This is a genomic window from Cellulomonas phragmiteti, from assembly GCF_016862775.1.
Taxonomy (GTDB): domain Bacteria; phylum Actinomycetota; class Actinomycetes; order Actinomycetales; family Cellulomonadaceae; genus Cellulomonas; species Cellulomonas phragmiteti.
Genome location: NZ_BONP01000009.1, coordinates 34,459 through 48,922 on the forward strand (window position 1 = coordinate 34,459; position 14,464 = coordinate 48,922).

Genomic DNA, 14,464 nt, shown 5'->3' on the forward strand with positions numbered 1-14,464 from the left:
ATGATGGGCACGTGAGCGAGACGACCCCCGCGACCGACGACCGCGACGTGCCGGCCGAGGCCCGGCACCGGTGGACGCAGCTGGCCGAGCAGGTCCGTGCCGACCAGTTCGCCTACTACGTGCGCGACGCCCCGAGCTCGTCGGACGCGGCGTACGACGAGCGGCTGCGCGCGCTCGAGGCGCTCGAGCAGGAGCACCCCGGTCTGCGGACGCCGGACTCGCCGACCCAGCGCGTCGGCGGCACGTTCTCCACGGACTTCACGCCCGTCGACCACGTGCAGCGCATGCTGTCGCTCGACAACGCGTTCTCCCAGGAGGACCTCGTGGCGTGGGCCGAGCGCGTGCACCGCGACCTCGAGAGCACGGCGCCGGTCGAGTACCTGTGCGAGCCGAAGATCGACGGGCTCGCGATCGCGCTGCTGTACGAGCGGGGCCGCCTGGTGCGGGCGGCGACGCGGGGGGACGGTCGCACGGGCGAGGACGTGACGCTGAACGTCCGCACGATCTCGAGCATCCCGGACGTGCTGGCCGGCGACCCCGCGACGCACCCGGACCTCATCGAGATCCGGGGCGAGGTGTTCCTGCCCGTCGAGGCGTTCCGCGCGCTCAACGAGGCGCAGGTCGAGGCCGGCCGGGCGCCGTTCGCCAACCCCCGCAACGCCGCCGCCGGCTCGCTGCGGCAGAAGGACCCGCGCGTCACGGCGTCGCGGCCGCTGCGCATGTACGCGCACGGCATCGGCGCCCTGACCTGGGGTGAGGGGCGCGGCACCGGGATCGACCGGCAGTCGCAGGTGTACGACCTGCTGGCGGGCTGGGGCGTGCCGACGTCGAGCCACACCCGCGTGGTCGACGGGCTCGACGAGGTCGAGGAGCGGATCGCGTACTTCGGCGAGCACCGGCACGACGTCGAGCACGAGATCGACGGTGTCGTCGTCAAGGTCGACGACATCGCGCTGCAGCGTCGGCTGGGGGCGACGAGCCGCGCCCCGCGGTGGGCGATCGCCTACAAGTACCCGCCGGAGGAGGTCAACACCCGCCTGCTGGCGATCGAGCTCGGCATCGGGCGCACGGGCCGTGCGACGCCGTTCGCGGTGATGGCCCCGGTGCTCGTGGCCGGCAGCACCGTCCGGCAGGCGACGCTGCACAACCAGGACGTCGTCAAGGTCAAGGGCGTCCGCATCGGCGACATGGTCGTCCTGCGCAAGGCCGGTGACGTGATCCCGGAGATCGTGGGGCCCGCTCCGCGGGCGCCGGGCGACGACGTGCCGCGCGTCGAGTGGCAGATGCCGGCGGACTGCCCCGAGTGCGGCACTCCGCTGCGCCCCATGCGGGAGGGCGACGTGGACCTGCGGTGCCCCAACGCCCAGGGGTGCCCCGCCCAGGTGCGCGGCCGGCTCGAGCACATCGGCTCGCGGGGCGCGTTCGACATCGAGGTCCTCGGGGAGGTGACCGCGGCGGCGCTCACGCAGCCGGAGGTCCCCGAGACGCCGCCCGTGCCCAACGAGGCCCACCTCTTCGACCTCGTCGGCTACGGCCCGGACGCGTCGCCCGAGGAGGTCGCCCGGGTGCGTGCCGCGAGCCTGGCGGCCCTGGCGGAGGTGGAGGTCGTGGTGCGGGACGCCGAGACCGGGCTCCCCAAGGAGGACGCGGACGGGTCGCTGCGGCGGCGCACGCCGTTCCGTCGGACGCTCAAGCACAGCCGGGCGCAGCGTGCGGCCGCCGAGGCCGCCGGGCAGGCGCTGCCCGACTGGGAGCCGTCCGAGGCCGCGCGCACGCTGCTCGACCAGCTCGACCTCGCCAAGACGAAGGACCTCTGGCGGGCGATCGTCGCGCTGAGCATCCGCAACGTCGGGCCGACGGCCGCGCGTGCCCTCGCCCAGGAGTTCGGGTCGATGGCGGCGCTGCGCGCGGTCGTCGACCCGACCGTCGCCGATGCCGGGCTCGACCCGGCGGACGCCGTCGCGCGGCTCGCCGCGGTCGAGGGCGTGGGGCCGACGATCGCCCAGTCCCTCCTGGACTGGTTCGCCGAGCCCTGGCACCGCGAGATCGTCGACCGGTGGGCGGCTGCCGGCGTGGTGATGGCCGACGCCGTCGACGAGTCCACGCCCCGGACCCTCGAGGGCGTGACCGTCGTGGTCACCGGCAGCCTCGAGCGGTTCAGCCGCGACGGAGCCAAGGAGGCGATCCTCGTGCGCGGGGGCAAGGCGTCCGGCTCGGTGTCGAAGAAGACCGACTTCGTCGTCGTCGGCGAGAACGCCGGCTCCAAGGAGGTCAAGGCGCGCGAGCTCGGGCTGCGGATCCTCGACGAGGCCGGCTTCGAGACGCTGCTCGCCGGCGGCCCCGACGCCGTAGGGCCACCGCAGGACCCGGCCGACGCCGCGGACCCGGCCGACGCGGACCCGGCCGACGCGGACCCGGCCGACGCGGACCCGGCCGACGCGGACCCTGCCGACGACGGAACCCCGGAGGCGCGGTGAGCGGGGACGTCGGCACGGCGCCGGTGCGGGTCCGCCGCGCCACCGCCGCCGACCTGCCGCAGGTCGGCGACCTCACCGCCCGTGCCTACGTCGCCGACGCGCTCGTGGCGGCCGACCACTGGTACGTCGACGAGCTGCGGGACGCCGCCGCGCGGGCGGCCCGGGCGACCGTGCTGGTCGCCGTCGCCGCGGGGACCGACGCCGCGCCGGGAAGCGGGCCGTGCGCCGGCACCGCCCCGGGCGACGCACGCGTGCTCGGCACGATCACCCTGGCCGCGCCGGGCTCGCCGTACGCCGAGATCGCGCGGCCGGGGGAGCTGGAGCTGCGGATGCTCGCCGTCGACCCCGAGGCGCGCGGCCGGGGGATCGCCGACCGGCTCGTCGGTGCGGCGCTGCGGGAGGCCGTCGCGGACGGTGCACGGGACGTGGTGCTCTCGACGCTCGACACGATGCACGCGGCGCACCGGGTCTACGCGCGGCTCGGCTTCGCCGCGCGCCCCGAGCGGGACTGGACCGACGAGCTGACGATGCGCGTGCACGTCTGGCGCGCCCCGCAGGCGCCCGGCGCGCTCGTCGAGGCCGCCACGTGGCCGCCCCCGCGGGTCGTCGACGTCGACGGGTGGCGGGTCGGGCTGTCCGGCGGCGTGACCCGACGTGCCGGGTCGACGATCGCGCTGGTCGACGTCGCGGACCTGCCCGGGGCGGTCGACCGCGTCGAGGCCCTCTACCGCGCGGACGGCGCCACGCCCGTGTTCCGCCTCGGGGACCCCGGGAACCCGGCCGGCCTCGCCGCCGAGCTCGATGCCCGCGGCTACGTGCACGGCACCGTCACCGACATCCTGGTCCGCGACGTCGACCCGAGCTGGGCCACGGGTGGGGGCGCGGTGGCCGACCTCGGTGGCGGGGTGCGCGTGCGCGTCGCCGACCAGCCCGACGACGCCTGGCTCGACCTGTGGCTCGCCGGCAAGGGCGGCGCCCGGGAGCCGTCCCGGCAGATCGTCACCGGCGCCCCCGCCGCCTACCTCACCGCGACGGACACCGACGGCACCGACGTCGCCGTGATCCGCGCCGCACCCGTCGACGACTGGGTCGCGCTCTCCTGCCTGCAGGTGGTCCCCGCGGCCCGCCGGCGCGGACTGGGCCGCGCGCTGACGCGCGAGGCCCTCGCGGTCGCGGCCCGGCGGGGCGCGCGGCGAGCCTTCCTCCAGGTCGAGGCCGACAACGTCGCCGCCCTGACCCTGTACGCGGCCCTCGGCTTCGCACCCGCCCACCGCTACGTGTACCGCGAGCCGCCCGTCCCCGGCGCCCCCGGCGGGTGCTGACCCGCGCGCCGACGGGGCTCGCCGACCCCGGGGGCGCGCGGCCCGTGCGCCCCCGATACTGGGGCCATGCTCTCGACGGACAACGCGGTGGCACTCGAGGCCGCCGGACTGCAGTGGCACCCGCGCGCCGGTGACCGGTTCGTCATCCGCAGCGCGGACATGGCGGGGGAGGTCTTCACGATCTCCGAGATGGTCGTCGAGGCGCACGAGTACGAGACCGGGACCGTGCTGGGGTTCAACGGCACCACCGAGTGGGCGCTGGACTCGGTGCGTCAGGAGGACGCCCTGTGGTTGCCGCGCGAGGACCAGATGCGTGAGCTGCTCGGTGGCACGTTCCGCAGCCTCGCCCGGTCGACCGACGGCCGCTACCAGGTCCTCGTCGAGGTCAGCGGCCGCCCCGAGCGCGTCTTCACCGCCGACGACGCCGCCGACGCCTACGCCGAGGCGCTGCTCGCCCTCGTCAGCGCGGCGACCTCGCACGAGGTGTGACGGCCGGTCGCGGCGCCCGTGCAGGGGGACAGGGGCGGGTCGCCCGCGACTAGACTCACGGACCATGTCCACCCTCTCCCGCGACGAGGTCGCGCGCGTCGCCGTGCTCGCCCGGATCGACCTGACACCGGCCGAGCTCGACCGGCTGGCGGGCGAGCTCGACGTCATCGTCGAGTCCGTCGCCCGCGTCTCCGAGGTCGCCACCCCGGACGTCCCCGCGACGAGCCACCCCCTGCCGCTGTCCAACGTGTTCCGTGCCGACGAGCCGGTCGCCCCGCTCGACCGCGACGAGGTGCTGGCGCAGGCGCCGGCGGCCCGCGAGGGCAAGTTCCTCGTCCCCCAGATCCTCGGGGAGGAGTGACATGACCGACCTGACCCGCCTGACCGCCGCGGAGCTCGCCGACCGGCTGACCTCGCGCGAGGTGACCAGCGTCGAGGTGACGCAGGCACACCTCGACCGCATCGCCGCCGTCGAGCCCGCCGTGCACGCCTTCCTGCACGTCGCGCACGAGGAGGCGCTGGCCACGGCGGCCGACGTCGACGAGCGCCGTGCCGCGGGTGAGGACCTGCACGCGCTGGCCGGGGTGCCGATCGCCGTCAAGGACGTCGTCGTGACGCGGGGCCTGCCCACGACGGCCGGCTCGCGGATCCTCGAGGGGTGGGTGCCGCCGTACGACGCGACGCTCGTCGAGCGGCTCAAGGCCGCGGGCCTGCCGATCCTCGGCAAGACCAACATGGACGAGTTCGCGATGGGCTCGTCCACCGAGCACTCGGGCTACGGCACCACGCACAACCCGTGGGACCTCGAGCGCATCCCCGGCGGCTCGGGCGGCGGGTCGGCCGCGGCCGTCGCCGCCTACGAGGCGCCGCTCGCCATCGGCACGGACACGGGCGGCTCGATCCGCCAGCCCGCGGCCGTCACGGGCACCGTCGGCGTCAAGCCGACGTACGGCAGCGTGTCGCGCTACGGGCTCGTCGCCCTGGCCAGCAGCCTGGACCAGGCCGGCCCGTGCACGCGCACCGTGCTGGACTCGGCGCTGCTGCACGAGCTGATCGGCGGGCACGACCCGCGCGACTCGACCTCCCTGCCGGACCCCGCGACGGGCTACGTCGCGGCAGCGCGCGAGGGCGCGTCGGGGGACCTGCGGGGCGTCCGGGTCGGCGTCATCCGCGAGCTGCAGGGCGAGGGCTACCAGCCGGGCGTGCTCGCCCGCTTCGAGGAGTCCCTCGACGCGCTGCGCGGCGCGGGGGCCGAGGTCGTCGAGGTGTCCTGCCCGCACTTCACCTACGCGCTCGCGGCGTACTACCTGATCCTGCCGGCCGAGGCCTCGAGCAACCTGGCGAAGTTCGACGGCATGCGCTTCGGCCTGCGCGTCGAGCCCTCCGAGGGCCCGGTGACCGCGGAGCGCGTCATGGCCGCGACGCGCGGCCAGGGCTTCGGGGACGAGGTCAAGCGCCGCATCATCCTCGGCACGTACGCGCTGAGCGCGGGCTACTACGACGCCTACTACGGGTCGGCGCAGAAGGTCCGCACGCTCATCCAGCGGGACTTCGCCGCGGCGTTCGAGGCCGCGGACGTGCTCGTGTCGCCCACCGCGCCGACGACGGCCTTCAAGCTCGGTGAGAAGCTCGACGACCCGCTGGCGATGTACCTCAACGACGTCGCGACGATCCCGGCGAACCTCGCCGGGGTCCCCGGGATGTCGCTGCCGTCCGGGCTGTCCGACGACGGCCTGCCCGTCGGGTTCCAGATCCTCGCGCCGGCGCGCGAGGACGCCCGGCTGTACCGCGTGGGAGCGGCGCTCGAGGCGCTGCTCGAGACGAGCTGGGAGGGCCCGCTGCTGGGCCGCGCCCCCGAGCTGGCCGGAGGGGCAGCCTGATGAGCACCACGACCCACGTCGACCTGGTCGACTACGACGACGCGGTGGCCCGGTTCGACCCGGTCATCGGCATCGAGGTGCACGTCGAGCTGGGCACGCGGACCAAGATGTTCGACGGCGCCGAGCAGTCGTTCGGCGAGGAGCCGAACACGCAGATCACGCCGACGAGCCTGGGCCTGCCCGGCGCGCTGCCGGCGGTCAACGGCACCGCCGTCGAGTACGCGATCCGCATCGGCCTCGCCCTGAACTGCTCGATCGCGCAGTCCTGCCGGTTCGCGCGCAAGAACTACTTCTACCCGGACGTGCCGAAGAACTTCCAGACGTCGCAGTACGACGAGCCGATCGCGTTCGAGGGGTTCGTCGACGTCGAGCTCGAGGACGGCACGGTGTTCCGCGTCGAGGTCGAGCGCGCGCACATGGAGGAGGACGCCGGCAAGAACACCCACGTCGGCGGCGCCACCGGGCGCATCCACGGTGCCGAGTACTCGATGGTCGACTACAACCGGGCCGGGGTCCCGCTGGTCGAGATCGTCACCAAGCCGATCACGGGTGCCGGCGAGCGGGCCCCCGAGGTCGCGCGGGCGTACGTGCAGACGCTGCGTGACATGTTCCGGGCGCTCGGCGTCTCCGAGGCCCGCATGGAGCGTGGCAACGTGCGTGCCGACGTCAACGTGTCGCTGCGCGCGACCCCGGAGTCGCCGCTGGGGACCCGCACGGAGACGAAGAACGTCAATTCGTTCCGCTCGGTCGAGCGCTCCGTGCGGTACGAGATCAGCCGGCAGGCGGCGATCCTCGACGCGGGCGGCTCGATCGTCCAGGAGACGCGGCACTGGCACGAGGACACCGGCATCACCACCGCCGGGCGCGTGAAGTCCGACGCCGAGGACTACCGCTACTTCCCCGAGCCCGACCTCGTGCCGATCGTGCCGGACCGCGCGTGGATCGAGGAGATCCGCGCCGCGCTGCCCGAGCTGCCGGCCGCGCGCCGCCGCCGCCTGCAGGGCGACTGGGGCTACGCCGACGCCGAGATGCGCGACGTCGTCAACGCCGGGGCCGTCGAGCTCATCGAGGCCACCGTGGCCGCGGGCGCGAGCCCGGCCGCCGCGCGCAAGTGGTGGATGGGCGAGCTGGCCCGCACCGCCAAGCAGCAGGAGGTCGAGCTGGCGGACCTGCCGATCACGCCCGCGCAGATCGGCGCGCTGCAGCAGCTCGTCGACGCCGGGCGGATCAACGACAAGCTCGCGCGCCAGGTGCTCGAGGGGGTCCTGGCGGGCGAGGGCGACCCGGAGCAGGTCGTCGTCGCGCGCGGCCTCGGGGTCGTCTCGGACGACGGGCCGCTGCTCGAGGCGATCGACGCCGCGCTCGCGGCCCAGCCCGACATCGCCGAGAAGATCCGCGGCGGCAACCTGGGCCCGGTCGGCGCGATCATCGGCGCGGTCATGAAGGCGACCCGCGGCCAGGCCGACGCGGGTCGGGTGCGCGAGCTCGTCCTGGAGCGCGTCCGGGCCTGAGCGCCAGGACCGACCCGCCCGGCGTGCGTCGTGTCGCAACGTCCCGGTCACACGGGATTTGTACGATGCGTCGCACGCCGGAGGGCAGTCGGTGGTGGTGCCCCGCGCGTGGGCACCGGGGCCGAGCGCGACGGAGGTAGCGATGCAGAAGCCCACCCTGCAGGGCGAGATGATCGTCCTGCGGCCGATCCGGGCCGACGACGCCGAGGCGATGTGGGACATGATCACGGACCCCGAGGGCAGGCGCCTGACCGGGACCACGCGGTCGTTCACGCACGAGGAGATCGACGCGTGGTGCGCGGACCGGGAGGACGCCCGGGGCCGCTTCGACTTCGCGGTGACCACCAACGGTGACGACGAGTACCGCGGTGAGATCGTCCTGGCGGACGTCGACGAGGAGGTGCGCTGCGCCGGCCTGCGGCTGTCGATGCGCCCGGCCTACCGGGGTCGCGGCTACGGCACCGAGGCCATCGAGCTCGTCCTCGGCTTCGCGTTCGACGGGCTGGGCCTGCACCGCGTCGAGCTCGAGGCGCTCAGCATCAACTCCCGGGCGCTGTCGCTGTACGAGAACATCGGGTTCCGCCCCGAGGGTCGCCGCCGTGACGCGTACCGCGACGGTGCCGGCTGGTGCGACGCCGTGGTGATGTCGATGCTCGAGGACGAGTACCGCGCCGGGCGTGCGGGTGGCTGACGCGACCGTGCTGACCGCCACCGTCCCCGACGACGACCTGCTGCACCGCCTCGCGGACCTCGCCGCGGCGCACCCGACCGACCTGCGGCTGGTCCGCTGGGACATGTCCGGCCCGCTCGACCCCGCCACCGCCGCGGCCGTCGACCTCGTCGTCGTCCCGCACTACTTCGTGCGGCCCGGGGGTTTCGACGTCCTGCACGACCTGCCCCGGCTGCGGTACGTGCAGCTGCCCAGCGCCGGGTACGAGCACGCGCGACCCCACCTGCCGCCGGGTCTCGTGCTGTGCAACGGCCGCAGCGTCCACGACGCGGGGACGGCCGAGCTGGCGGTCGGCCTGACGCTCGCGGTCCAGCGCGACCTGCCGCGCGCCGTGCGCGCGATGGGGGAGGGGCGGTGGGACAACCCGTTCGGGCCGTCGCTCGCCGACCGTCGCGTGCTGGTGGTCGGGCAGGGGTCCGTCGGCCGCGCGATCGTGGCGCGGTTCCGCCCGTTCGAGGTCGACGTGGTGCGGGTGGCCAGCACCGCGCGCGACGACGAGGACGGGCACGTGCACGGCGTCGACGAGCTGCTCGACCTGCTCCCCGACGCGGACGTGGTGGTCCTCGCGATCCCGCTGACCCGGGCGTCGCACCACCTCCTCGACGCCCGCGCGCTGGGTCGCATGAAGGACGGCGCGCTGCTCGTCAACGTCGCGCGCGGCAAGGTCGTGGACACCCCCGCGCTGCTCGCCGAGCTGGAGCGCGGGAGGCTGCGGGCCGCACTGGACGTCACCGACCCCGAGCCGCTGCCCGCCGACCACCCGCTGTGGCGTGCACCGAACGTCCTGGTCACGGCCCACCAGGGGGGCAACACGGACGCGACGGCGCCGCGGGTGGCCGCGCTCGTGCGGCGGCAGCTGACGGCGCTGCTGGCGGGCGAGCCACCGGTCAACGAGGTCGCGCGCACCTGACGGCGACCGCCGGCGCACGGTGCCGCACCGGGTGCGGGGGGCGGTGCTCAGGTGGGGCGGCGCGCGTGGTCCTCGAGCGCCACCTTGCGCTCGTGGGCGTGGTCGACGATGCGGTCGGGGTACCCCGCGGGCGGTCCGCCGGGCAGCTTCCACGGCTCGTGCGCCCCGCCGCCCGGGACGTCGCGCAGCTCGGGGACCCAGCGACGCACGTAGGCGCCGTCGGGGTCGAACTTGCGGCCCTGGGTGACGGGGTTGAACACCCGGAAGTACGGCGCGGCGTCGCGGCCCGTGCCCGCCACCCACTGCCAGTTGAGCTGGTTCTGGGGCACGTCGCCGTCGACGAGCCACTCCATGAAGTGCGCGGCGCCGCGCTGCCACCGCACGTGCAGGTCCTTGACCAGGAACGACGCGACGACCATGCGGACCCGGTTGTGCATCCACCCCTGCCCGAGCAGCTGGCGCATGCCGGCGTCGACCAGCGGGTAGCCGGTGCGGCCCTGCGCCCACGCCGCGAAGGCGCGGTCGGCGTCCGGCCCGTCCGCCCACGCGTCCTCGGGCACGACCGGCCGCAGCGAGCGCTGCGCGGCCGAGGGGGCGTGCCACAGCACGTCGGCGTGGAACTCGCGCCACGCGAGCTCCGACCGGTAGGTCGCCACGGAGGTCGCCAGGTCGCCGGTGGCGCCGCGACCGGCCTCCGCCAGGTCGGCGAGCATGGTGCGGGGGTGGATCTCGCCGTACTTGAGGTGGACCGACATCCACGACGTCACGTCGAGGTCGGGGCGGTTGCGGTCGACGTCGTAGCCCGCCAGGTCCTCCCGCAGGAACTCGTGCCAGCGGTCCCGCGCCGCCGACTCGCCGGCGCGGGGCAGCCGGACGTCGGTCGCCGGAGCGTTGGGCAGGCCGTCGGTCGGCGCCGTCGCCCACGGCACGTCGCGCGGACGGGGCGCGGGCTCGCGCCAGCCGTGGTCGAGCCACGCCGTGCGGAAGGGCGTGAAGACCTTGTACGGCCCGCCCTGGCCCGTCTGCAGCCGCCCGGGGGCGACGGCGTACGGGCACCCCGTGCGGACCAGCGGGACGCCCGGCAGCGCGTCGGCGAGCGCGGCCTCGACGGCGTCGTCGCGCCGCCGGCCGTACGGCTCGGTCGCCGCGGTGACGTGCACCTGCGTGGCGCCGACCTCCCGGGCGACGGCGGGAACGACCTGGTCGGCGGGCCCGTGGCGTACGACGAGCCGCCCGCCCGTGGCCTCGTCGAGGGCCCGCAGCGACGCGGCGAGGTAGGCGAGCCGGGGCGCCCCGGCCGATCGCCACAGGGCGGGGTCGAGGACGTACAGGGCCACCACGTCGTCGTCCGCGGCGCGCGCCGCCTCCACGGCGGCGAGCAGCGCGGGGTGGTCGGCCAGGCGCAGGTCGCGGCGGAACCAGCAGATCGTCGGCACGCCGCACGTTAACCCGGCCGCGGGACCGCTGCGCGTCGGACCGTGGCGTCGCGGTGCCCGAGCCGCGCGGCCTGCCCCAGCCACCTCTCGCGGCGCTGCGGGGAGGAGAAGCGCACGGCCGGGAACGTCGTGCGACCGACGAGCCGGTACCCGCAGAAGCCGAGCGTGGCGCGTCCCAGCGAGGCGCCGGCGGCATCCCGGTAGGCCAGCAGGTTCCAGGCGCGCGGGGAGTCCATCGTCATGAACGTGCGGGCCGTGCGGCCCTGCAGGAGCCGCCGCGGCAGGTGTCCGGACCCGTAGCGGAACGCCACGCCGGCGAGCATGACCCGGTCGAGGAACGCCTTGAGGACGGCGGGGTACGTGCCCCACCACTGCGGGTGCAGGACGACGAGGTGGTCCGCGGCCCTGACCTGCTCCACCATGGCGGCGACCGCCGGGTCGAGGTGGTCGGTGGTGCCGTCGTGGGCGGCGAGGTCGGCGCGCACGGCGGGGTCGTGCGGGAACGGCGTCGTCGCGAGGTCCAGGACCTCGACGTGCGCCCCGGCGGCCCTCGCCGCGTCGGCGTACGCCTGCGCGAGAGCGTGGGTGAAGGAGCCGGCCAGGGGGTGGCCGACGACCACGAGGACGTGCACGTCAGGACCTCCGGGTCACACGAGCGGGGAGTCGGGGACGTGCTGCGCGAGCGCGCTGCGCATGGTCACCAGGACCGTCGTGAGGTCGCGGTGCAGCGCCGTGAGGTCGACCTGCGGCACGTCCGCGAACGCCGACGTGAAGGCCTCCTCGAGCTGCCGTCCGGCGTCCCGGACCAGCGCGACGCCGTCCGGTGTCAGCTCGAGCACGACCCGCCGTGCGTGGCCGGGGTCGCTGAGCGTGCGGACCCAGCCGGCGGCGACGAACGAGCCGACGCGCTTGCTCACCGCGGCCTTCGTGACGTGCAGGCACCGTGCGAGGGTGGTGACGTCCGGGTGGTCGAGGTCCGACAGCACGGCCAGGAAGAGGTACTGGCTGAGGGTCACGCCGTGCTCGGCGCGCAGCAGGTGGTCGGCGTACTCGTCGAGGACGTCGACCAGGTGGTGCAGCGTGACGGTGACGCGGTCACCGAGGGGGTGGTCGGGTGGGCGGGTCACCCGAGGTAGTCAACCCGTTGACACGACTTCGTGTCAACCCGTTGACATTCGCCGACGTCGGGGTGGTGTTGCGTCCTGCACGCCGCGACGGTGTGATCGTGCCGGTCGGTCACGTGGCGGTGGGGGTGCTCGGGCCGGCTCAGGGGTCCCGCGGAGGCCCCGTCGACGACCGGGGGACGAGCTCGGTCGGCAGCCGGCGGTGCGTCGCCGAGGCGGTCCCGGCGATCAGGTCGACCAGCAGCTGCAGCGCGGCGGCGCCCATGGCCTGCAGGGGCTGCGCGACCGTCGTCAGCGGGGGCGTGCTGAGCGCCGACTCCGGCACGTTGTCGAACCCGATGACCGACAGGTCGCCCGGGATGTCCAGGCCCAGCTCGCGGGCGACGTCGATGACGCCCAGCGCCGAGAGGTCGTTCGCGGCGAACACGGCCGTGGGTCGGTCGGGGCGGTCCAGCAGGATGCGCGCGGGCTCCTGCGACGTGCCGCGGCGGTAGTCGCCCATGCCCACGAGGCTCTCGTCCACGGGGACGCCCGCGTCGCACATGGCGCCGCGGAAGCCCTCCTCGCGCAGGCGCGCGGACGCCAGGTCGGGGCGCCCTCCGAGGAAGGCGATGCGACGGTGTCCCAGGTCCAGCAGGTGCTGCGTCGCGAGCCTCGCACCTGCGAGGTTGTCCGAGTCGACGGTCGGCAGGCCGGTCGGCCCGGCGTGCGGGTCGACTGCGACGACCGGCACGCCGGGGCGTGCCTCGACGACCGTCGGCGTCACGATGATGGCCCCGTCGATGAGCGTGCCGGACAGCCGCGAGAGGTAGCGCCGCTCCCACCCGACCTCGGCCGAGCCGCCGCCGCCGGAGTACGCGAGGAGCTCGTAGCCCGTCGCGGTCACGGCGCTGCCGGCGCCCTTGAGGAGCTCGGCGGAGAACGGCTCGAACTCCGCGACGAGGATGCCGAGGACGTTGGTCCGGTAGGACCGCAACGACCGCGCGCCGAGGCTCGCCTCGTACCCGAGGTCCGCGATCACCTCCTGCACTCGCTCAAGTGTGCGCTGCGACACGCCGTAGCGACCATTGACGACCTTGGAGACGGTGGCGACGGAGACCCCGGCGGTTCGGGCGACATCGGCCATCTTGACGCGGGGGAGCGAGTCCACGCGGTGATCATAGGACATCGTGTCGATAACGTTATCGACATCGATTGACATCGCTCCTGGACCACTGTCAACCTAGGCGCCGTCCGACCTCTCAGCGACGACGAGGAGATTCAAAGATGAAGAGGACTGCGGCACTGCGCGCGGTCGCGCTGGGTGCAGCGGTGGCGATGATCGCGACCGCTTGCAGCTCCGGCGGCGGCAGCGACGAGGCCACCGACGGCACCGGCGAGAACGTCACCCTCACGTGGTGGCACAACTCGAACACCGGCGCCGGCAAGGACTACTACGACCAGCTGGCCGACGAGTTCGAGTCGGACAACCCTGGCGTGACGATCGAGGTCAGCGCCCTCCAGCACGAGGACATGCTCACCAAGCTCGACGCGGCGTTCCAGACGGGCGACCAGCCCGACATCTTCATGGAGCGCGGTGGCGGCGAGCTGAAGGCGCACGTCGAGGCGGGCCTGGTCAAGGACATCACCGACGACGCTGCTGACACGATCTCGGCGCTCGGCGGCTCGGTGGCCGGCTGGACCGTCGAGGACCGCGTCTACTCGCTGCCCTTCTCCATGGGTGTCGTGGGCTTCTGGTACAACAAGTCGATGTTCGCCCAGGCGGGCATCACCGAGGCCCCGACGACGATGGACGAGCTCAACGCGGCCGTCGAGGCCCTCAAGGGCGTCGGCATCGAGCCGATCTCCGTCGGCGCCGGCTCCGGCTGGCCCGCGGCGCACTACTGGTACTACTTCGCGCTGCGCCAGTGCTCGCAGGACACCATCGACACGGCGACGCAGTCGCTCGAGTTCACGGACGACTGCTGGGTCCGCGCGGGCGAGAGCCTGGCGGAGTTCGTGGCGACGGAGCCCTTCAACACGGGCTTCCTCGGCACCGAGGCGCAGGGCACGCCCGAGTCGGCCTCCGGTCTCCTCGCGAACCGCAAGGTCGCGATGGAGCTGGCCGGTCACTGGGAGCCCGGCGTCATGCAGGGCCTCACGGAGGACGAGCAGGGCCTGGGCGAGGACACCGCATGGTTCCCGTTCCCCGAGGTCCCGGGTGGCCAGGGTGACCCGGCCGCACAGCTCGGTGGCGGCGACGCGTGGGCGTGCTCCAACGACGCGCCCGACGTCTGCGTCGACTTCATCGAGTTCCTGCTGTCGAACGACGTGCAGAAGGGCTTCGCGGAGCTCGACATGGGTCTGCCGACGCTCCCGTCGGCCACGGCCTTCGTCGCAGCGCCCGAGCTGGCCCAGCTGCTGTCCTTCCGGAACGACGCGCCGTACGTCCAGCTGTACTTCGACACGGCGTTCGGCGAGAACATCGGTGGCGCCATGAACGAGGCCATCGTGTCCGTGTTCGCAGGGAGCGGGACGCCTCAGGGCGTCGTCGACGCCACCCAGTCCGCGGCTGACCTCGAGAAGTGACCGACGTGGCAGGAGAC

The 14,464-nt window shown here is 74.4% G+C and carries 13 protein-coding genes; 9 read left to right on the forward strand and 4 right to left on the reverse strand.

What is annotated here, in order from left to right; all coding sequences use genetic code 11:
- Positions 1-11: 11 nt before the first annotated feature.
- The 8 genes from ligA (at position 12) to Cph01nite_RS09255 (ending at position 9,319) form a co-directional block, all read left to right on the forward strand.
- On the forward strand, positions 12-2,477 hold the full coding sequence (ligA, locus tag Cph01nite_RS09220) for an NAD-dependent DNA ligase LigA (RefSeq protein WP_239069159.1): 2,466 nt from the start codon (positions 12-14) through the stop codon (positions 2,475-2,477).
- A complete protein-coding gene (locus tag Cph01nite_RS09225; protein WP_203673490.1) occupies positions 2,474-3,799 on the forward strand; it encodes a GNAT family N-acetyltransferase in 1,326 nt (441 codons plus the stop codon). The genes ligA and Cph01nite_RS09225 overlap by 4 nt, the downstream gene beginning before the upstream one ends.
- 66 nt (positions 3,800-3,865) lie before the next feature.
- Positions 3,866-4,288 carry a pilus assembly protein CpaE gene (locus Cph01nite_RS09230; RefSeq protein WP_203673491.1) on the forward strand — a complete coding sequence of 141 codons (423 nt, stop codon included), beginning with the start codon at positions 3,866-3,868 and terminating at the stop codon, positions 4,286-4,288.
- Positions 4,289-4,352: 64 nt separating this feature from the next.
- Positions 4,353-4,649 carry an Asp-tRNA(Asn)/Glu-tRNA(Gln) amidotransferase subunit GatC gene (gene gatC / locus Cph01nite_RS09235; protein ID WP_203673492.1) on the forward strand — a complete coding sequence of 99 codons (297 nt, stop codon included), beginning with the start codon at positions 4,353-4,355 and terminating at the stop codon, positions 4,647-4,649.
- Between the two features lies 1 nt (position 4,650).
- Positions 4,651-6,168, forward strand: coding sequence for an Asp-tRNA(Asn)/Glu-tRNA(Gln) amidotransferase subunit GatA (gatA, locus tag Cph01nite_RS09240; RefSeq protein WP_203673493.1), 1,518 nt, complete (start codon positions 4,651-4,653; stop codon positions 6,166-6,168).
- The gene (gene gatB / locus Cph01nite_RS09245; protein WP_203673494.1) at positions 6,168-7,679 is read left to right on the forward strand and encodes an Asp-tRNA(Asn)/Glu-tRNA(Gln) amidotransferase subunit GatB; all 1,512 of its coding nucleotides are present in this window, start codon (positions 6,168-6,170) and stop codon (positions 7,677-7,679) included. Before gatA ends, gatB begins: the two co-directional genes overlap by 1 nt.
- Positions 7,680-7,821: 142 nt before the next feature.
- On the forward strand, positions 7,822-8,370 hold the full coding sequence (locus Cph01nite_RS09250) for a GNAT family N-acetyltransferase (protein WP_203673497.1): 549 nt from the start codon (positions 7,822-7,824) through the stop codon (positions 8,368-8,370).
- Positions 8,363-9,319 (forward strand): 2-hydroxyacid dehydrogenase, encoded by a 957-nt coding sequence (locus Cph01nite_RS09255; protein ID WP_239069160.1) that lies wholly within the window; start codon positions 8,363-8,365, stop codon positions 9,317-9,319. Before Cph01nite_RS09250 ends, Cph01nite_RS09255 begins: the two co-directional genes overlap by 8 nt.
- A 47-nt stretch (positions 9,320-9,366) precedes the next feature.
- Here Cph01nite_RS09255 and Cph01nite_RS09260 read toward each other — a convergent pair whose 3' ends face one another.
- The 4 genes from Cph01nite_RS09260 to Cph01nite_RS09275 all read right to left on the reverse strand — a co-directional run bounded on the left by Cph01nite_RS09260 (position 9,367) and on the right by Cph01nite_RS09275 (position 13,047).
- Positions 9,367-10,755 carry a cryptochrome/photolyase family protein gene (locus Cph01nite_RS09260; protein ID WP_203673500.1) on the reverse strand — a complete coding sequence of 463 codons (1,389 nt, stop codon included), beginning with the start codon at positions 10,753-10,755 and terminating at the stop codon, positions 9,367-9,369.
- Positions 10,756-10,763: 8 nt separating this feature from the next.
- Positions 10,764-11,387 (reverse strand): NAD(P)H-dependent oxidoreductase, encoded by a 624-nt coding sequence (locus Cph01nite_RS09265; protein WP_203673502.1) that lies wholly within the window; start codon positions 11,385-11,387, stop codon positions 10,764-10,766.
- A gap of 15 nt (positions 11,388-11,402) precedes the next feature.
- Entirely contained in the window at positions 11,403-11,882 is a 480-nt protein-coding gene (locus Cph01nite_RS09270) for a MarR family winged helix-turn-helix transcriptional regulator (RefSeq protein WP_203673503.1), read from the reverse strand.
- A 139-nt stretch (positions 11,883-12,021) separates the two neighbouring features.
- Positions 12,022-13,047 (reverse strand): LacI family DNA-binding transcriptional regulator, encoded by a 1,026-nt coding sequence (locus Cph01nite_RS09275; protein WP_203673505.1) that lies wholly within the window; start codon positions 13,045-13,047, stop codon positions 12,022-12,024.
- Between the two features lie 98 nt (positions 13,048-13,145).
- On the opposite strand from Cph01nite_RS09275, the gene Cph01nite_RS09280 reads away from it, so the two are divergent.
- Entirely contained in the window at positions 13,146-14,447 is a 1,302-nt protein-coding gene (locus Cph01nite_RS09280; RefSeq protein ID WP_203673507.1) for an ABC transporter substrate-binding protein, read from the forward strand.
- Positions 14,448-14,464 lie beyond the last annotated feature (17 nt).